Origin of the sequence: Leyella stercorea, from assembly GCF_019052365.1 — a bacterium.
Taxonomy (GTDB): domain Bacteria; phylum Bacteroidota; class Bacteroidia; order Bacteroidales; family Bacteroidaceae; genus Prevotella.
In genome coordinates, this window is record NZ_JAHQUY010000026.1 from 20,224 (window position 1) to 40,490 (window position 20,267).

General features: G+C 46.4%; 19 protein-coding genes and 1 pseudogene. 17 read left to right on the forward strand and 3 right to left on the reverse strand.

The genetic code is table 11. The features are described 5' to 3' along the window. Positions 1-26: 26 nt before the first annotated feature. Both KTQ90_RS06445 and KTQ90_RS06450 read left to right on the forward strand, forming a co-directional pair. Complete coding sequence (locus tag KTQ90_RS06445; protein WP_217317661.1) at positions 27-1,157, forward strand: dTDP-glucose 4,6-dehydratase; 1,131 nt, start codon at positions 27-29, stop codon at positions 1,155-1,157. Positions 1,158-1,163: 6 nt separating this feature from the next. After that, positions 1,164-2,636, forward strand: coding sequence for a DUF1846 domain-containing protein (locus KTQ90_RS06450; protein WP_217317662.1), 1,473 nt, complete (start codon positions 1,164-1,166; stop codon positions 2,634-2,636). Between the two features lie 237 nt (positions 2,637-2,873). On the opposite strand, the gene KTQ90_RS06455 is transcribed toward KTQ90_RS06450, so the two are convergent. Beyond that, positions 2,874-3,299: a hypothetical protein gene (locus KTQ90_RS06455; RefSeq protein WP_217317663.1), complete on the reverse strand. Its 426-nt coding sequence runs from the start codon at positions 3,297-3,299 to the stop codon at positions 2,874-2,876. A gap of 201 nt (positions 3,300-3,500) precedes the next feature. On the opposite strand from KTQ90_RS06455, the gene KTQ90_RS06460 reads away from it, so the two are divergent. From KTQ90_RS06460 to KTQ90_RS06525, 15 genes and pseudogenes are all read left to right on the forward strand, one after another. Continuing rightward, positions 3,501-5,198, forward strand: a complete 1,698-nt coding sequence (locus KTQ90_RS06460; RefSeq protein WP_217317664.1) for a glycosyltransferase — start codon at positions 3,501-3,503, stop codon at positions 5,196-5,198. Between the two features lie 47 nt (positions 5,199-5,245). Continuing rightward, on the forward strand, positions 5,246-7,801 hold the full coding sequence (gene glgP / locus KTQ90_RS06465) for an alpha-glucan family phosphorylase (protein ID WP_217317665.1): 2,556 nt from the start codon (positions 5,246-5,248) through the stop codon (positions 7,799-7,801). Between the two features lie 329 nt (positions 7,802-8,130). Beyond that, on the forward strand, positions 8,131-8,448 hold the full coding sequence (rplU, locus tag KTQ90_RS06470) for a 50S ribosomal protein L21 (RefSeq protein WP_007900274.1): 318 nt from the start codon (positions 8,131-8,133) through the stop codon (positions 8,446-8,448). Between the two features lie 18 nt (positions 8,449-8,466). Then, positions 8,467-8,730 (forward strand): 50S ribosomal protein L27, encoded by a 264-nt coding sequence (gene rpmA / locus KTQ90_RS06475; protein WP_007900273.1) that lies wholly within the window; start codon positions 8,467-8,469, stop codon positions 8,728-8,730. Positions 8,731-8,940: 210 nt separating this feature from the next. After that, on the forward strand, positions 8,941-10,230 hold the full coding sequence (serS, locus tag KTQ90_RS06480) for a serine--tRNA ligase (protein WP_022159046.1): 1,290 nt from the start codon (positions 8,941-8,943) through the stop codon (positions 10,228-10,230). A 150-nt stretch (positions 10,231-10,380) separates the two neighbouring features. Then, positions 10,381-12,729, forward strand: a complete 2,349-nt coding sequence (locus tag KTQ90_RS06485; protein ID WP_217317666.1) for a bifunctional dihydroorotate dehydrogenase B NAD binding subunit/NADPH-dependent glutamate synthase — start codon at positions 10,381-10,383, stop codon at positions 12,727-12,729. Between the two features lie 130 nt (positions 12,730-12,859). Then, a complete protein-coding gene (locus KTQ90_RS06490; RefSeq protein WP_007900267.1) occupies positions 12,860-13,225 on the forward strand; it encodes a DMT family protein in 366 nt (121 codons plus the stop codon). A gap of 81 nt (positions 13,226-13,306) precedes the next feature. Further along, positions 13,307-13,960, forward strand: coding sequence for a tRNA 2-thiocytidine biosynthesis TtcA family protein (locus KTQ90_RS06495; protein WP_369681089.1), 654 nt, complete (start codon positions 13,307-13,309; stop codon positions 13,958-13,960). A gap of 96 nt (positions 13,961-14,056) precedes the next feature. Further along, entirely contained in the window at positions 14,057-14,665 is a 609-nt protein-coding gene (locus tag KTQ90_RS06500) for a thiamine phosphate synthase (RefSeq protein ID WP_022159049.1), read from the forward strand. Positions 14,666-14,691: 26 nt separating this feature from the next. After that, positions 14,692-15,636: a ribose-phosphate pyrophosphokinase gene (locus KTQ90_RS06505; protein WP_022159050.1), complete on the forward strand. Its 945-nt coding sequence runs from the start codon at positions 14,692-14,694 to the stop codon at positions 15,634-15,636. 210 nt (positions 15,637-15,846) lie between these two features. After that, a pseudogene (locus tag KTQ90_RS06510) lies at positions 15,847-16,263 on the forward strand (type IV secretory system conjugative DNA transfer family protein); the annotation flags it as partial. Further along, entirely contained in the window at positions 16,260-16,793 is a 534-nt protein-coding gene (locus KTQ90_RS13720; protein ID WP_217348246.1) for a glycoside hydrolase family protein, read from the forward strand. The pseudogene KTQ90_RS06510 and the gene KTQ90_RS13720, both read left to right, overlap by 4 nt. Beyond that, entirely contained in the window at positions 16,790-17,071 is a 282-nt protein-coding gene (locus tag KTQ90_RS06515) for a hypothetical protein (RefSeq protein ID WP_217317668.1), read from the forward strand. The genes KTQ90_RS13720 and KTQ90_RS06515 overlap by 4 nt, the downstream gene beginning before the upstream one ends. A 56-nt stretch (positions 17,072-17,127) precedes the next feature. Then, a complete protein-coding gene (locus KTQ90_RS06520) occupies positions 17,128-17,457 on the forward strand; it encodes a hypothetical protein (RefSeq protein WP_217317669.1) in 330 nt (109 codons plus the stop codon). 19 nt (positions 17,458-17,476) lie between these two features. Next, positions 17,477-18,631 carry a hypothetical protein gene (locus KTQ90_RS06525; protein WP_217317670.1) on the forward strand — a complete coding sequence of 385 codons (1,155 nt, stop codon included), beginning with the start codon at positions 17,477-17,479 and terminating at the stop codon, positions 18,629-18,631. 464 nt (positions 18,632-19,095) lie between these two features. On the opposite strand, the gene KTQ90_RS06530 is transcribed toward KTQ90_RS06525, so the two are convergent. Then, complete coding sequence (locus KTQ90_RS06530; protein WP_217317671.1) at positions 19,096-19,947, reverse strand: GIY-YIG nuclease family protein; 852 nt, start codon at positions 19,945-19,947, stop codon at positions 19,096-19,098. Beyond that, positions 19,944-20,159, reverse strand: coding sequence for a helix-turn-helix transcriptional regulator (locus KTQ90_RS06535; protein WP_217317672.1), 216 nt, complete (start codon positions 20,157-20,159; stop codon positions 19,944-19,946). Before KTQ90_RS06535 ends, KTQ90_RS06530 begins: the two co-directional genes overlap by 4 nt. Positions 20,160-20,267 lie beyond the last annotated feature (108 nt).

The window sequence follows — 20,267 nt, forward strand, 5'->3', positions numbered from 1 at the left end:
TATCACACACTAAATTAGTAAATAATATGAAGAATATCATCATTACTGGCGGTGCCGGTTTTATCGGCTCACATGTTGTTCGACTTTTTGTCAACAAGTACCCGGAGTATAACATCATAAACCTCGACAAACTCACATATGCTGGCAACCTCGCCAACCTGAAGGACATCGAGGACAAGGAGAACTACACATTCGTTAAAGGCGACATCTGCGACTTCGAGATGGTTCTCGAGCTCATGAAGAAGCACAAGGTTGACGGCATTATCCACCTCGCTGCAGAGAGCCACGTAGACCGCTCTATTAAGGATCCGTTCACCTTCGCACGCACTAACGTGATGGGCACATTGTCGTTGCTTCAGGCTGCGAAGATATATTGGGAGAGCCTTCCAGAGAAGTACGAGGGCAAGCGCTTCTATCACATCTCTACAGATGAAGTTTATGGCGCGCTCGAACTTACAAACCCGGAAGGTATTGAGTCGCCGTTCACAACAAAAGCATCTTCTGCTCACCACCATGCTTACGGCACAGAGTTCTTCCTTGAGACCACCAAGTATACCCCCCACTCGCCCTACTCTGCCGCAAAGGCAAGCAGCGACCACTTTGTACGCGCCTTCCACGACACATACGGAATGCCGACCATCGTGACCAACTGCTCCAACAACTATGGCCCGTACCAGTTCCCGGAGAAGCTCATCCCGCTCTTCATCAACAACATCCGTCATCGCAAGCCGCTGCCGGTATACGGCGAGGGTCTGAACGTACGCGACTGGTTGTACGTAGAAGACCACGCTCGCGCTATCGACCTTATCTTCCATAAGGGCAAGGTGGCTGACACATATAATATCGGCGGTTTCAACGAGTGGAAGAACATCGACATCATCCACGTCCTCATCAACACCGTCGACCGCCTGCTCGGTCGTAAGGAAGGTGAAGACCTCAACCTCATCACTCATGTTACCGACCGTATGGGCCACGATATGCGCTACGCTATCGACTCACGCAAATTGCAGAAGGAACTCGGTTGGGAGCCGAGCCTGCAGTTTGAAGAAGGCATTGAGAAGACTGTGCGCTGGTATCTTGACAATCAGGAGTGGATGGACAACGTGACGTCTGGCGATTATCAGAACTATTACGAGTCAATGTACAAGAATAGATAAGCAATTATGAACATCGGATTTGATAACGAGAAGTATCAGAACATTCAGTCGGAGCACATCAAGGAGAGAATTTCGCAGTTTGATGGGAAATTGTACCTCGAACTTGGTGGCAAACTTTTCGACGACCATCATGCAAGCCGCGTGCTGCCGGGTTTTCAGCCCGACAGCAAGTTGCGCATGTTTCAGAAGATAAGTGACAGCATAGAGATAGTGATTGTCATTAGTGCTGCCGACATTGAGAAGAACAAGAAACGCGCCGACCTTGGCATCACCTACGACGAGGATGTGCTACGTTTGCGCAGCGAGTTCCAGAACCGTGGCTTTATGGTCGGTTCGGTTGTCATCACTCATTACAACGGACAGCCCGCCGCAATCGCCTTCAAGCAGCGTCTTGAGCGCAGCAACATCAAGACCTACTGCCACTACCTCATTGAGGGCTACCCGCATGACGTCAAGCTCATTGCTTCAGACAACGGCTTCGGAAAGAACGACTACGTAAAGACCGAGCGTCCGCTGGTTATCGTGACCGCACCGGGCCCGGGCAGCGGCAAGATGGCTGTATGTCTTAGCCAGCTCTATAACGAGAACAAGCACGGCGTAAGAGCGGGCTATGCGAAGTTTGAGACATTCCCGGTTTGGAACCTTCCGTTGAAGCACCCGGTGAACATCGCATACGAGGCAGCAACGGCAGACCTTAACGACGTCAACATGATTGACCCATTCCATCTTGAGGCTTACAACAAGATTGCGGTGAACTATAACCGCGACATCGAGATTTTCCCCGTATTGAACGCTCTCTTCGAAGGCATCTACGGCGAGAATCCATACAAGTCGCCGACAGACATGGGCGTGAATATGGTAGGCTTCTGCATCAGCGACGACAAGGTTTGCTGCGAGGCATCGAAGAACGAGATTATCCGCCGCTACTATGAGGCTACAAATAAGCTGGCTCTCGGCGCATGCAACGAAGGAGAAATCAGCAAGATACAGATGCTGTTCAACCAGGCGAAGATAACAACCGACTTCCGTCGAACCACCGTTGCAGCACGTGAGTGTCTGGAGCGTACCGGACACACTTCTTCGGCTATCGAGCTTGAGGACGGCACAATCATCACCGGCAATTCAAGTCCGCTGTTGGGCTGTAGCGCCGCCCTTCTGCTAAACGTGACGAAGCATCTTGCCGGAATCGACCATACAACAAAGCTCATTCCGCAGTCGATGATCGAGCCGATACAGTATACCAAGACCAATTATCTTGGCGGTCACAACCCTCGTCTGCATACCGACGAGGTGCTCGTGGCGCTCTCTGTGCTCTCTGAGAACGATGAGAACTGCCGCAAGGCATTGGAACAATTGCCTAAGCTACGTGGCTGTCAGGTTCATTGCACGGTTATGCTGAGCGAAGTGGACAGAAAGATATTCAAGAAGCTGGGCATAGGTCTCACATGCGAACCGGTTTTGAAGACAAAGACACGTTAGTTTCTGCCGTAAACAAGGCAAAAATGCAAACAAAGACATTGTGCTACAAGCATATATAATAATGTGTATACAAAGAAGGGCTGAATTCTGCACAAGGAATTCAGCCCTTCTTTGTATACTCTCCCTCAGTACCTGTGTTTGGTACTTGAGTTCTCCGATACATGTAATAGCATTACCCGACACCGGTAATAAAGTTACCAGATACAGGTAATCGACTTACCAGATACGGGTAACATACTACTTGCGCGGAACAAGTTTCAGTTCGGTAGGTATCTTCACCCATTTGCGGTTTACAACAATCTTGATGCGACTACCACTCTTTTGCTTAAGCACATACGAACCATCTTCAGGGTTGTAGGTAAGAGTGGCGGTGAGATCTTCCGACCCGTAATCGTTGACAATCTCGAGAGTAGCGCTATTCTTGCCGTCAATTTTGGCAGACGTGATTAGCCATTTACGTTGGTCGCGCTTGGCTCCGAAGTAGCCGGGTATCTCTCCGAAAAGCTCTTGATCAGGAACGATTACGTTGTTTTCATACAAATTTATGTCCATATACACCTTAAATTCATCGTTGTAAATGTACGTATGGAACACTTTGTCGCTCTGCGCTGTAAGTTTAACAGACACAAGGAGCACAAACATAAGGACGAATAACTTTTTCATATTGTTAATTTGTTTGTTTTAACATTGTGTAAAAATATGAGATTGTAAGATATGTGCTTAACTCTGCGCAATATGTGCTTAACTCTGCGCAAAAGTATTAAATTTACATCAAGAATACGGCTGTTTTGCAAAACAAGAGAGCCTAAAAATCGTTTTTTTATCTTTAAAATAGTATTTTTGCAAGCGACATTAAACTTTTTTATGAAAAAAGAGAATTTATTTCCAGACTACATTTTTGAATCGAGTTGGGAAGTTTGCAATAAGGTAGGAGGCATTTATACAGTGCTTTCGACAAGAGCCAAGACGCTTGTAGAGCAGCTTGGTGACAAACTCATCTTTATTGGTCCTGACTGTTGGGGTGAAAAAACAAGTCCGTATTTCATCGAAGACGACAAACTCTTCGCTTCGTGGAGAAAGAAGGCAGAGAAAGAAGGCTTGAAAGTAAAGATAGGCAGATGGACGGTGCCGGGCAATCCGGTAGCCATACTCGTCGACTTCAATCAGTATTATGCTGAGAAGGACATGATATACGGTCAGCTTTGGGAGAAGTACCACGTTGACAGCCTTCACGCATACGGCGACTACGACGAGGCTTCGATGTTCTCGTACGCAGCGGGTCTTGTTGTGGAGAGTTTCTATAACAGCGAAATCAGCAAGCCGAAAGCTAAGAAGCAAGCTAAGGTTATTTATCATGCTAACGAGTGGATGACTGGTTTGGGCGCACTCTACATCAACGACCGCGTGCCGCAGATTGCAACCATCTTCACCACACATGCTACAAGTATCGGACGCAGTATTGCCGGCAACAACAAGCCGCTCTACGAATACCTTGAGGCATACAACGGCGACCAGATGGCTGCCGAGCTGAACATGGAGAGCAAACACTCTATTGAGAAGCAGACAGCGCTCCACGTAGACTGCTTCACAACTGTGAGCGATATAACAGCCACAGAATGCAAGGAGCTTATGGATAAGCCGGTGGACGTAGTGCTGCCGAACGGCTTCGAAGACGACTTCGTGCCGCAGGGCAAGACTTTCGACAAGAAGCGTGCCGCAGCCCGCAAGCGTCTGCTCGACATAGCACGTGCTCTCTCTGGCGACGAGATTGAAGACGACGCAATCATCATCTCTACAAGCGGACGCTACGAATGGCGCAACAAAGGTATTGATGTCTTCATCGATGCTATGAATCGTCTGCGCACCAATGCAGAGAACCTTAAGAAGGACATAGTTGCCTTCATCGAAGTGCCGGCATGGGTAAACTGCGCTCGCGAAGACTTGGCAGAGCGTTTGGCTGCTATGGAGAAAGGTGAGAAATTCGACACTCCGCTCCCTACCCCAGTCATCACCCATTGGCTGAACGAGCAACAGAACGACCGTGCATTGGGCATGATGAACTGGCTCGGCATGCACAACGCCAAGGGCGAACGCGTAAAGCTGGTGTTCATTCCGTGCTACCTCACAGGCGAGGACGGCATTGTGAACCTTTCTTATTATGACACCATCCTGGGCAACGACCTCTGCATCTACCCGTCTTACTACGAGCCGTGGGGCTACACTCCTCTGGAGGCTACGGCGTTCAAGGTGCCGTGCATCACAACCGACCTTGCAGGCTTCGGCCTTTGGGCAAACACCGTTATTGGCAAGGAAGGCACCATCGAGGATGGCGTGGAGGTAATCCACCGCACAGACTACAACTACAATGAGGTGGCTGACAGCATCAAGGCGGCTGTTGAGAAGTACGCCAATGCTACGAAGCAGAAGCAGGGACGCATACGCAACAAGGCACGCGCTCTGGCAGAGAACGCATTGTGGAGCAAGTTCATTACATATTACTATGAAGCATACGACATCGCGCTGCGCAAGGCGGAGGCAAGATGCTCAAAAGCTGGCGAGTAATTAAAAGGTAAGAAAAATACAACTAAATAAATAATAATTAATAACTTATGAAAATCAAAGCAGACTATGCTAACGCTCCTCAGTGGAAGGAGGTAAACGTCAAGTCTACACTTCCCTCAGAGTTGAAGTGTCTTGATGAGCTCGCACATAACATGTGGTGGGCGTGGAACTATGAGGCTCGCAACATGTGGAAGAGCCTTGACAGCGATCTCTATGAAGAGGTTGGTCACAACCCGGTAATGCTTCTCGACCGTCTGAGCTATGAGCGCAAGGAGGCTATCGTGAAGGATAAGGCCATCATGGAATCGGTTAAGCAGGTATACAAGAAGTTCCGCGACTACATGGATGTTAAGCCAGACGCAACACGTCCATCTGTGGCTTACTTCTGTATGGAGTACGGTATCAACCAGGTTGTGAAGATCTACTCTGGTGGTCTCGGTATGCTTGCAGGCGACTATATGAAGGAGGCTTCTGACTCTAACGTAAACATGTGCGGTGTAGGCTTCCTCTATCGTTACGGCTACTTCAAGCAGACTTTGTCTATGGACGGTCAGCAGATCGCTAAGTACGACGCTCAGAACTTCAACTCTCTGCCAGTAGAGCGCGTGCTCGACGAGAACGGCCAGCCGATGGTTGTTGACGTACCTTACATGAACTATCAGGTTCACGCATACGTATGGGCTATGAACGTTGGTCGCATCAAGCTCTACTTGCTCGATACAGACAACGATATGAACTCTGAGTTCGACCGCCCGATTACACACGCTCTCTATGGTGGCGACAACGAGAACCGTCTGAAGCAGGAGATTCTCCTCGGTATCGGCGGTATACTCACACTCAAGAAGCTCGGCATCAAGAAGGAGATCTACCACTGCAACGAGGGCCACGCAGCTCTCTGCAACCTCCAGCGTCTTATCGACTACATTAAGGAAGGTCTGTCGTTCAACGAGGCTCTCGAGCTCGTTCGCGCTTCTTCACTCTATACTGTTCACACTCCGGTACCGGCTGGTCACGACTACTTCGACGAGTCGCTCTTCGGCAAGTACATGGGCGGTTTTCCGCAGATGCTCGGCATCACATGGGACGAGTTCATTGGCATGGGTCGTACAAACCCTGAGGATCACTCAGAGCGCTTCTGTATGTCAACCTTCGCTTGCAACACTTGCCAGGAGGTTAACGGCGTAAGTAAGCTCCACGGTTGGGTGAGCCAGCGCATGTTTGCTCCGATCTGGAAGGGTTACTATCCTGAGGAGAGCCACGTAGGCTACGTAACAAACGGCGTTCACTTCCCGACATGGACTGCAACAGAGTGGCGCAAGGTATACGCTAAGTATTTCGACAAGAACTACATCTACGACCAGTGCAACGAGAGCCTGTGGCACGCTATCTACAATGTGCCAGACGCAGAGATTTGGGAGACACGTATGGCGCTGAAGAAGAAGCTCGTTAACTACATCCGCGAAAAGTTTGCTGCTACATGGTTGAAGAACCAGGGCGACCCTTCACGTGTTGTTGCTCTCCTCGACAGCATCACACCGAACGCTCTCTACATCGGCTTCTGCCGCCGCTTCGCTACATACAAGCGTGCTCACCTCCTCTTCACCGACCTGGAGCGCCTTTCTAAGATCGTGAACAACCCGGAGCGTCCGGTTAAGTTTATCTTCTCTGGTAAGGCTCACCCGGCTGACGGTGCTGGTCAGGGTCTGATCAAGAAGATCTTCGAGATAAGCCAGCGTCCTGAATTCCTCGGCAAGATCATCTTCCTCGAGGACTACGACATGCAGCTCGCTCGTCGCCTTGTTTCTGGCGTTGATATTTGGATGAACACTCCGACACGTCCGCTCGAGGCTTCTGGTACATCAGGCGAGAAGGCTGAGATGAACGGCGTTGTAAACCTCTCAGTTCTCGACGGCTGGTGGGTTGAAGGCTACCGCGAGGGTGCTGGTTGGGCTCTCAAGCAGGAGCGCACATACCAGAACCAGGGCTATCAGGATCAGCTCGACGCAGCTACTATCTACTCGCTGCTCGAGAACGAGATTCTGCCGCTCTACTACAACCGTAACGAGCAGGGTTTCAGCGAGGGTTGGATCAAGACAATCAAGAACTCTATCGCAACTATCGCTCCTCACTATACAATGAAGCGTCAGCTTGACGACTACTATGACAAGTTCTACAGCAAGGAGGCAGCTAACTTCAAGAAGCTCGCAGCCAACAACAACCGTCTCGCTAAGGAGCTCGCTGCTTGGAAGGAGACCGTTGCTGAGCGTTGGGACGCTATCCGCGTGGTTAGCAAAGACGACTCTGCACTCAGCGCAGCTGAGACTGGTAAAGAGTACACTCTCCGCTACGTTATCGACGAGCAGGGCTTGAACGACGCAGTAGGTCTTGAGCTTGTATCTATCAAGACTGACAAGAATGGTGAGGAACACATCTTCAGCAAGCGCGAGTTCAAGATGGTAGGTCGCGAGGGCAACAACTACACATTCGAGGCTACATTCGAGCCTGATGTAGCTGGTGCATTCAAGAGCTGCGTACGTATGTACCCGAAGAACGAGAACCTCGTTCATCGTGAGGACTTCTGCTACGTTAAGTGGCTTGACTAATAATATTCAAGTTGACGAGTATACAAGTATACGAGTTGACATGTAAATAAGAAGACGAGTAGCCAAATAAGTGTTTTTATGGCATTCTATAAATGCTGTCAATAACGCTTATCTGTCTGCTCGTTTTTGCATTATATGCCCCATTTTATATAAAACTCAGTTAATCAGGTGCTTAATTTGTTAAACTTTTTAAATTTTATATTACCTAATATACCTAATAATATAAATAATTTGTACCTTTGCAGCCGATTTAGTCCGTAAAGGCTCAAAGAAGTTGCGGCACGATGCTTGCACGCCTTGCGGAAAAACCCGTTTATATAAATAAATAAATGTACGCAATCGTAGAGATTAACGGTCAGCAGTTCAAGGCAGAGCAGGGCAAGAAGCTCTTCGTTCACCACATCAAGGACGCTCAGGAAGGCCAGACTGTTGAATTCAACAAGGTACTGCTTGTTGACAAGGAAGGTTCAGTACAGGTAGGTGCACCTGCCGTAGAAGGTGCTAAAGTTGTATGTGAAGTTGTAAATCCTCTTGTAAAGGGTGACAAGGTCATCGTATTCAAGATGAAGCGTCGCAAGGACTATCGCAAGAAGAATGGTCACCGCGCACAGTTCACAGAAGTTGCAATCAAAGAAGTAATCGCTTAAATTTAGGAGGAACAAGAAATGGCACATAAGAAAGGTGTAGGTAGTTCTAAGAACGGACGTGAATCAGCTTCTCAAAGATTAGGCGTTAAAATCTGGGGTGGCCAGAAGTGCATCGCAGGCAACATCATCGTTCGCCAGCGCGGTACAAAGCACAACCCGGGCCTGAACGTAGGTATTGGTAAGGATGACACACTCTATGCATTGGTTGACGGCGTCGTTAACTTCCGCAAGGGTCGCAAGGACAAGAGCACTGTGTCTGTAATACCTGAAGCAGAGGCTTAAATTTAATAAAAAAACTATTCCAAACAAACATATTAATCCCAATCCTCATACACTTGAGGATTGGGATTAATGCTTTTTATACATTACTACCCTTCCGTACACTAATAAATTCTTAGTTTTTTATTAGTTTTTATGCCGTAAGAAATATTTTTTATGTAATTTTGTATCTCGAATAAGATAACGAAGAATTTTATAATTAATATTTCAGATATGCTTACACTTAAACTCATCAGTGAGGAAACAGAACGTGTTATCCGCGGTTTGAACAAGAAGCACTTCAAGGGTGCTGAGGAAGCCATTAACGAAGTGCTCGCAATCGACAAGCGTCGTCGCGAGACACAGCAGGAACTTGACTCGAACCTTGCAGAAGCAAAGAAGATGGCAGCCCAAATCGGTACTCTTATGAAACAGGGCAACAAAGAAGAGGCTGAAGAAATAAAGAAAAAAGTATCTTCTCTTAAAGAAGTGAACAAACAGCTTGAAGAAACAAAGGCACAGGCAGAGAAAGACCTCGTGGCTAAGCTTTGCACTATTCCTAACATCCCGAACGATGATGTTCCGGAAGGCAAGGACGCAAGCGACAACGTTGTCGTTAAGGAAGGTGGTGAAATGCCGAATCTCCCGGAGGACGCTATGTGCCACTGGGATCTTTGCAAAAAGTTCAATCTTATCGACTTTGATTTGGGCGTTAAGATTACAGGTGCCGGCTTCCCTATCTATGTAGGCAAGATGGCTCGCTTGCAGCGTGCTCTTGAGGCGTTCTTCCTTGATGAAGCTCGCAAGAGTGGCTACCTTGAGGTACAGCCTCCTTACGTTGTGAACGAGGCTTCTGGTTACGGTACCGGTCAGCTTCCTGATAAGGAGGCTCAGATGTACCAGTGCCAGCTCGACAACCTCTACCTTATCCCTACAGCCGAGGTGCCAGTGACAAACATCTTCCGCGACGAGATACTCGACGAGAAAGATCTGCCTATCAAGCGTTGCGCTTACTCTGCTTGCTTCCGTCGTGAGGCTGGATCTTACGGCAAGGACGTTCGCGGTCTGAACCGTCTGCATCAATTCGACAAGGTAGAGATTGTACGCATCGACAAGCCTGAGCATTCATACCAGTCGCTCAACGAGATGCTCGACCATGTAGAGGGCCTGCTTAAGAAGCTCGAACTCCCCTACCACATCCTGCGTCTTTGCGGTGGTGACATGAGCTTCACATCTGCTATCTGCTACGACTTCGAGGTATGGAGCGCCGCACAGAAGCGTTGGCTTGAGGTTTCTTCCGTATCTAACTTCGAGAGCTATCAGGCAAATCGTCTGCATTGCCGCTATCGCAATTCGGAGACAAAGAAGACCGAGCTTTGCCACACTCTCAATGGTTCTGCACTCGCTTTGCCGCGTATAGTGGCTGCAATCATCGAGAACAACCAGACACCTGAAGGCATCCGTGTACCGAAGGTACTCGTACCATACTGCGGTTTCGAGATGCTCGACGATAAGAACTTTTAATTAATTACAACAGAGATTTGAGAGTTAAGATTTGCACGTTGCGAAAGCGTATGATATTTACACGTACAACAACAGGCAGTCGTAGCTCTCAAATTTTTGTTTTAATTCATCTACAAAGCAAACATCAACAAATCTAATCCGTTACTACCTATGAACAAAATTGTCCTTAAAAAGCAACTTTCTGAAAAGGTATTCCTTTTTGAAATCGAAGCACCATTGATTGCCAAGAGCCGTAAGGCTGGTAACTTCATTATCGTCAGAGTTGGCGAGAATGGCGAGCGTGTGCCGCTTACTATTGCTGATGCAAGCATTGAGCATGGCACTATCACTATTGTGGTGCAGAAAGTTGGATTGTCATCAACAAAGCTGTGCGATCTTAACGAGGGTGACTACATCACCGACGTTGTAGGACCGCTCGGCAACCCTACCCATATAGAAAACTTCGGAACTGTAGTATGTGCTGGTGGTGGCGTTGGCGTAGCTCCAATGCTTCCTATCATCCGTGCGTTGAAGGCTGCTGGCAACCGTGTGCTTTCGGTTATCGCAGGTCGTTCTAAAGAACTTGTTATTCTCGAAGACGAAGTTCGCCAGAGTTCTGACGAACTCATCATCATGACCGACGATGGTTCGTATGGCGAAAAGGGTGTTGTGACCGTAGGTATCGAGAAGTTCATCACTCAAGAGGAGCATGTGGACAAAGTGTTCGCAATTGGTCCTCCTATCATGATGAAGTTCTGCTGCCTCATGGCACAGAAGTATAACGTACCGGTTGAGGTATCGCTCAATACTATCATGGTTGATGGCACGGGCATGTGCGGTGCTTGCCGACTCTCTATTGGCGACAAGACCAAGTTCGTATGTATCGATGGACCGGAATTTGACGGTTCGCTTGTCGATTGGGACGAGATGTTCAAGCGTATGGGCACTTTCCGCGATGCAGAACGCGAAGAGATGGAGCATTACGAAGAGCATTTGCGTGGCTTTGCAAAGCAAGAGGAACTTCACACTTGCGAGACTTGCATGGATGTAGAGCCGACAACCGAAACCATCGAAGAACTCACCAATCGCGATTCGGAATGGCGTAAGGAGCTTCGAGCTGCAATGAAGCCTGCAGAGCGCAAGGCTATAGAGCGTGTAACAATGCCTGAGCTTGACCCAGTATATCGTGCAACCACACGTACCGAGGAAGTAAACAAGGGCTTGACAAAGCAGATGGCTGTACGCGAGGCTCATCGTTGTCTCGACTGCGGAAAGCCAGCTTGTGTAGAAGGCTGCCCGGTTAACATCAATATACCGTCGTTCATCAAGAACATCGAGCGCGGACAGTTCCTCGCTGCTGCCAAGGTTCTTAAGAGCACATCTGCTCTGCCTGCTGTCTGCGGTCGTGTATGTCCGCAGGAGAAGCAATGCGAGAGCAAGTGTATCCATCTGAAGATGAACGAACCGGCTGTAGCTATCGGCTACCTGGAGCGTTTCGCAGCCGACTTCGAGCGCGAAAGCGGCAACATCGCTCTGCCCGACCTTGCTCCGAAGAACGGCATAAAGGTGGCTGTAGTTGGTAGTGGTCCTTCAGGACTCAGCTTTGCTGGCGACATGGCGAAGAAGGGCTACGAGGTTCATGTCTTCGAGGCGTTGCACGAGATTGGCGGCGTATTGAAATATGGTATTCCAGAGTTCCGTCTGCCTAATCACATCGTGGATGTTGAGATAGAGAATCTGAAGAAGATGGGCGTTGAGTTCCATACCGACTGCATAGTTGGAAAGACGATAACTGTCGACCAGCTCGAATCTGAAGGTTTCAAGGGTATCTTCGTTGGATCGGGTGCTGGTCTACCCAACTTTATGAACATCAAGGGCGAGAATGCGCTGAACATCATGTCGTCTAACGAGTATCTCACTCGCGTCAACCTCATGGATGCAGCCAACCCGCTCGCAGATACACCTCTTAATATAGGCAAGCATGTACTCGTCGTAGGCGGCGGCAACACCGCTATGGACTCTTGCCGTACTGCTAAGCGCTTGGGTGGCGACGTAACTCTTGTATATCGTCGTTCTGAGGCAGAGATGCCGGCACGTCTTGAGGAGGTGAAGCATGCAAAGGAGGAAGGTATCAATTTCCTCACGTTGCACAACCCGATAGAATATATCGCTGACGAGAAGGGCGCCGTGAAGGCAGCCGTGCTTCAGGTTATGGAACTTGGAGAGCCTGATGCAAGCGGACGCCGCTCACCGGTGCCGGTTGAGGGCAAGACCGTAACACTCGATGTCGATCAGGTAATCGTTGCAGTTGGCGTATCTCCAAACCCACTTGTTCCGAAGTCGATCGAAGGTCTTGAGCTTGGCAGAAAAAACACTATCGCCGTTAACGACCAGATGCAGAGTTCGCGTCCGGAAATCTTCGCAGGTGGCGACATCGTTCGTGGCGGAGCTACCGTTATCCTTGCTATGGGCGACGGCAGAAGAGCTGCTGCGTCTATGGACGAGAAGCTCAGAGGATAAGACAATGAACGGATAACAAACAGATAACGAAAAATAACGAACGAAATAAAGGAGTCGGAATAAAGCAACCGGCTCCTTTATTTCTGACAAAAATGACAACTTACGAGAATAATAATTGAAAGGAAACACAATGTCAGGATTCTACACAATAATTCTTCTAATATTAAGTAACATCTTTATGACTTTAGCCTGGTACGGACATCTCAAGCTACAGCAGACTGGCACGTCGAGCCATTGGCCGCTTATAGGCGTCATCGTATTCTCGTGGATGATAGCCTTCTTTGAATATTGCTGCCAGGTGCCAGCCAATCGTATCGGCTTTCAAGGCAACGGAGGACCGTTCTCACTCGTACAGCTGAAGGTTGTGCAGGAATGCGTCAGCCTCATTGTCTTTGCCGTGATAGCCAACGTCATGTTCCAGGGCGAATCGCTGAGATGGAATCATCTGCTTGCCTTTGTATTCCTCGTAGCGGCAGTATATCTTGTTTTCAAATAAGAAGCCATGCCGAAGACTCCCGAACAAATTCTATACCATAAGCTATACAAGCGTTTTCAGAAAGCCCTAACAGACTTCTCTATGCTCTCTGACGGTGACCGCATACTTATCGGTCTCTCAGGCGGTAAAGATTCGCTTTGTCTGCTTGAGATGCTTGCACAGCGACAGCGCATTTACAAGCCGCGGATAGAGGTAGAAGCCGTACATGTGCGCATGGCGAACGTGAGCTACGAATCAGACACATCTTATTTGGAGTCTTTCGCCAAAGAGCACGGCGTGAAGCTGCATATCGTGCAGACTGCATTCGACGATACCACTCCTTCTGATAAACCTGTTTGCTTCCTTTGTTCGTGGCACAGACGCAAGGCGTTGTTCCGCTTTGCGCAGGACAACGGCTTTAACAAGATAGCACTCGGACATCATCAGGACGATATCATTCACACCACAATGCTCAATACCTTCTTTGAAGGCTCATTCTCAACAATGCCTGCCGTAAAGAAGTTGGACAAGATGCCGCTGACCATTATCCGTCCGTTGTGTCTGGAGCACGAAAAGGACATCGCAGAATATGCCATGCTACGTCGCTATGCGAAGCAGGAAAAAACATGCCCTCACGAACGTGAGACCAACCGCACACAGATGAAACGTATATTTGAAGAAATAGAGAAAAACAATCCAGAAGCACGCTATTCTGTATGGCATGCCCTGCAGAAAGACGGAAAACTTGTGGAATAACGCGGTCAAATTACATTTCAGTTACAAATAGTTGTCTATAAAATTGTCTGTTTGATAGAAAATTCATACATTTGCACTAAATTTAGAACACGGACTATGAAGTTAGCAATAATGACTAAATCCACATTCTTTGTGGAAGAAGACAAAATACTTGCAGCCCTCTTCGATGTTGGGTTAGACAATTTGCACCTTTATAAGCCAGAGACTTCGCCGATTTATTCAGAGCGACTATTGTCGCTGCTGCCAGATAAAGCCTACGAGAAGATATTCGTACACGGTCATTACTATCTTAAAGATGAGTATCGTTTAGCAGGAATACATCTCGACAACGCAGCGGAGTCGGTGCCCGAAGGCTACAAAGGTAAAGTAGGACGCACTTGTCGCGACCTTGCCCAGCTTAAAGAACTCAAAAAACAATCGGCATATGTATTTCTTGGTAACATTTTCGACAGTCAGTCGGAACCATTGGAGCCATCTACGTTCACTATGAACCAGCTGGAGGAAGCTTCTGACAAGGGCTTGATTGACAAGAAAGTGTATGCTTTGGGTGGAATGAACTTTGACAATATTCAGATTGCCCGCGACTTGGGCTTTGGCGGTGTTGTCATCCGCGGAGATTTGTGGAACAAGTTCAATATACACAATCAAATGGACTACAAAGAACTCATAACATACTTTGAGAAATTAAGAAAGCTTATATATTAAAACCTAACAAATAACAACAATTTAAGATGAGTGAACAAAACTCTTTTTTGGTATTCTCAGGTACAAGCACGAGATACCTTGCAGAGAAGATCTGCGCAAGTTTGGGTTGTCCTTTAGGCAATTTGGTAGTAACCAGATTCTCTGACGGCGAGTTCGCAGTATCGTACGAGGAGTCTATCCGCGGTCGCGACGTATTCCTCGTTCAGAGCACATTCCCGAATTCAGACAATCTTATGGAGTTGCTCCTTATGATTGACGCAGCGAAGCGCGCTTCTGCACGCCACATCATCGCCGTTATTCCTTATTTCGGCTGGGCTCGTCAGGACCGTAAGGACAAGCCACGTGTTAGCATCGGTGCTAAGCTTGTTGCCGACCTTCTGAGCGCTGCAGGTATCGATCGTCTTATCACAATGGACTTGCATGCAGATCAGATTCAGGGCTTCTTTGATGTACCGGTTGACCACCTTTACGCTTCTGGTGTTATTCTGCCTTATCTGCAGAGTCTGAACCTGAAGACTGACGAATTTGTTATCGCTTCGCCTGACGTTGGCGGTTCTAAGCGTGCTAACACTTACGCTAAGTACCTCGGTTGTCCGCTCGTGCTCTGCAACAAGACCCGCGCTCGTGCAAACGTTGTTGACACCATCCAAATTATCGGCGACGTTAAGGGCAAGCACGTGATTATCGTAGACGACATGGTAGACACAGCCGGCACTATCACTAAGGCTGCCGACGTGATGAAGGAGGCTGGTGCGCTGAGCGTACGAGCATGCGCTTCTCACTGCGTTATGTCAGGCCCTGCATCTGAGCGTGTTCAGAACTCGGCATTGGAGGAGATTGTCTTCACCGACTCTATCCCCTACTCTAACCGTTGCGCAAAGGTAAAGCAGCTTTCTGTAGCCGACATGTTCGCAGAGACTATCCGTCGCGTCATCAGCAACCAGAGCATCAGCTCACAGTACCTTGTGTAAGCAGATATGAGTAGTGTGTATCGATAAAGATATGCGTAAAATATAAGCAGGAGTAGAATTGTTGTTCTACTCCTGCTTTTTTTGTGTAATATCAATTGCTGTATGCACTCTAACCATGCTCGTAGATATCGAGACCTTCCTCCTCTACTCGCTTATCAACATGTACACCTACTGACATATCTACTATCTAGAAAAAGCTTCTTGTCATTTTCTAATGACCGATTTGGGTTAAAGAAAGGTGTGACCATCGACCGTGACAAGACCTCCATCAATCTCAATGAGAACATGGACAGCCTTGTTCCTGCCAGTAAAATCTCAGACATGCCAACTGGTTGGATATGCGGTCAGTCTGCTCGTGACTTCATTAAGACCAAGACCGGACGAGGCGACAGCATGAACATCCAGGAGTCGGCAGAGTTCCAGACCTCTAAGTTCTATTGCAAGACGGACTTCGATATGAAGAAGATTGCTGAGGAAGAAGCTGACTATGCGAACTACAAGATACCGAAGTTCTACACCTTCCCATCCAAGGATGCCAAGGAGCGAATCCTATATCAGAATTTCGTAAGTGTAAACCTCGATGTCAAGAATATGATTGACGAGATAAACAAATTCAAGATAAAATGATTTTCAGAAAGATAATATTATTCCTGCTTATATCACTGAGCCTGGTTGTGAATGTCCAGGCTCGAATGCCGACAGAGCGACCGGCATCAACACCGGCATCCATATTCGAGTTGCCACCTTTCGAGCGTGCGGTATGCTGTATCAAGTTCTATGAAGGCATGCACCGAGCTAAGGACTATCCTTATATAGGTTATGGACATAAGCTCAGACCTGGAGAACGTTACTCAGCTAATATGTCAACATATGAAGCAGAGCAACTTCTTCGTAAAGACCTCAGAGAGTTATGCGCTATGTTTCGTTCCTATGGTCAAGACTCCCTACTCCTTGCTGCATTATCATATAATATCGGACCATACAAGGTGACCGGATATAAAGACAAATACCCTAAAAGTTCTGTTTTAAAGAAACTCGAAGTAGGCAACCGGAACATCAGAGACGATTATGTGAACCATTGCCATTGGCGAGGGAAACGAATCCCTTCCATTGAGCGCAGACGTTATGCAGAATTCATGTTATTATTTACTCCATGACAGAAAACGAGCCAATCAAAACTGTTTCAGACGGTATCACATTCCTATCCACTGGTAGATATTATGATGGTATCAACCGGTGGGTAGCATATAAACTGAAAGATGGAGACCATGATGCCATAGACTATGCTGCTCGCCAGATAGCAAAGCTGTTACCTCAAAATGCGATTCTCGTTCCAATTCCAGGACATCATGGAAAAGCCGAACAGACCATGCAGTTAGCAAGAGCTATCTCGTCATATACTCACCTCCCTATCGTTAAAGCCCTCGTGGTATAGAGCGAGACTCACAATATGATGCTAAGAAAAGAGGCTAGACGCTTTCTGCCGAAGACATGGGGGTCTACAGGCATAAAGACTTGCCTACAAACCGTACTCCTTATCTCATTGATAATGTAGTAGATACAGGCAATACCGCTAAGACGGCTATCAGAGCACTTGGCTGTGGAACAGTTGCATCATTTGCTATGAGCGATACTCTTGGCAGAGTCAGCAAAACACTGAATCCGTGTGAGAAATACAACTTCACATTCTGGAGTTCAAATGTCAAATATCCAACGACTGCCAATCTCAGGCTCGATTTCTCGGACAAAACAGTTCTTGAACTGATGAAAGAGAAAACATATACAGGCAAAGAATTTGCCGAATTTATCAAGAAGAAATAAGTTCAATCAAAGACAGACAATGAAAAAGATAATCGTTTTATTCATGCTGGTGATGGCAACCATCGGTGTACATGCCCAGTTTTCTATAAGCAATTCTACTCAGCGAAGAGTAATTGTTGCTTATGAACTTGGAAGCGATGGTTATTATAAAAGAGTAACCAAGAAGTCGGTTAAGCGTGTTGACAATATTGTGGGCAGCTATGCTTATGACAAGAAAGCTCAAAATCTGTATGTCATGACCTCAAACAGCAATATTGTGATCACCCTAACCAAGGACTACGCCAAGATCATCAAGAAGAACAAGTCCATCCCCCAAGTAGCAGGGGATGAACTTGATGTGCTTGTTCAAAAATACTCCAAGCAGCTGGATGATAAATATACTGCGCTAAATGAGGCACGAACAAGACATATTCAAGACTCGATAGCTAAAGCAAAGGCTGACTCCATTAAAATAGAGAAGCTCAAAGCTGAAAGATTGGCCAAACTGAAGAAAGAATGTTCAGACTATATGGAAACTCACAACTGGAGAATGGTGCCGACAGGAAATAAGTCTCTGTATTGTGATGAATGCGAGAAATCATTTTCTGAGGATTCATTATTCACTATTGGAATCAAGAATGATACCATTTATTACTTCACAAGAACTGATGGCAGACTGGGCTACACATATATAACAGGACATAAAAGTGAACTAAGCCAAAGTCTGAAAGAATACAGTCCTTTCAGGTATCACTATGAAATATTCAAAGATAGCCTTACAGATGAGTCAGAGGATTATGACATGATTACAAGTGAGCTGTCATACCATTACCTTGACGAGTATGTCAAACGTCTCAAAAAGAGAGCACCTTACGGCTTCTTTACTGATTGGGGATGGGATTCTGAATATTCATGTATATCATTCCATTTCAACTACATGAATACCAACAGAAATACGATCAAGTACATCGATGTATATTTCAAGGTAACCAACGATGTAGGCGATTTGAGGAAGACCGGCCATTTCCAGGGCACAGGACCACTTCGAGAGTTTGAATCTGCAAGTTGGGAATGGGACACTTCTTATTATTATGTGTCTGGAGACGCTTCAAATATGAATATCACCAAGGTGATACTGACATACATGAACGGTACAAAGAAAGTATTAACAGGCAAATTGCTTGTGTTTGAATAAACTATAGGGAGTTTTCGAACAATTCACGAACATACTTCAGAAGGATGACAGGGTCAAACACCTTGCCATCTTTTTTTGTTGTGGTAGTGTAAACAGAGCCGTGACACAGTTCAGTTTACACTATAGCTTCCTCCAGTTTGAACTATCCAAATTTTTCTACAAATTGCCCATTTTGGCAATTCTCTAAAGTCATAATTTAAAGAATAACAAGCAAATACAAAATTAAGCATTTCAACCACGTGGTTGAAATGCTCGCCTACATTTATCCTTTTTTAACTAGCAACCTAACCCGTTTTATCTGCAAGGTTTATTTACATTTACATTTACATTAGTGTCCCGATTTTAACGGGACACTAATGTAAATTCATTATTTTTCCTATTATATATTCTTCTTCTTCCGATTAAACCAATTGTACTGCAGAATGGCATGAAGGATATCGAAGCATGTTTCATTTACCTTATTCCTATCGCTCTATGGCATTACCTAATTTATTGCCATCAGCATCCTTCCAATCATCCCAGCCATTACTTGGTCGGCCGAGTATTATTCCACTTGCACCACTTGGACTGTCCATAGGCACATCGTGTTGAAGGATGATCTGCCCATTTTCCGTTTTGCAATGTTCATCAATGAAACTCTGACGTGATGCAACAGATTTGAAACTTGGAACCACCTTACTTGCGATGATACAACCTTTCACGAGGACAAAATGTTTAGAGTTTCTGTCATAATAACCAATCCCCTTTGCAGGACGGTCTGTTGCGTGAATATAGAACAGATGTTCTGATTGAGGCTTTGCTACTGGTGCATCAAAGATACCGCATCCATAGAAACGAGTGAGCAACTGTATATCACGGAAGAAGACTTCCATATCATTAACACGATACGGTGCAATATTAGGCTTTCGTGGATTTGAGCTATTGAGCAAGGTAAACGATTCAACACTTTGTGCAGATTCTATGCCAAGATACTCTAAATATTTCACATCGTCTCCATATATCTTATGATTATCTGATATAAAAACGAGAGCTGTCTTCCAGAAATCCTTCTTCTGAACGTGGTCATTCTTACGATTGGAAAAATCGGTAGTTTGACCAATGTATGCTTCTGGCTTTAATGCATTGGGATCACCTAGCAAAATATAAAAAGCAGGTTGACCTGCTATGTCTGCTATATCGTTGGCTACATTAATTTTATCACGTGGAATAACGTAGAGGTGACAAGTAGAGTTTGCCCCCATATAGATATTCCTAACTCCTGATAGAGTTCCATCCATCAGTTCTGTGTGGATGGTGAAGGTATTCTTTGCTTTCATAACTTTGGCTCGACTCTTATAAGTTCTGTATAGTTTACTTCCAGTAACTCTGCAATTTTCATCAATGTTTCAAGTGATGGCTGTGAAGAGTTCGTACACCATTTACTAACTGTAGCGGCATTAACTCCTAAGGCAAAAGCAAGCCATTTATTGGTTTTCTTCTTCTCTGCCAACATAACCTTTATACGATTCAAATCTTTTTTATTTTCCATAAATATATATGTTTTTATGGCTACAAATTTAATGAATAGTCTTTAAAGATGAAGCGTTTTTGTGCAATTTTACAAAAGATTATACTTGATTTTGCCTTAGGAGTTAAT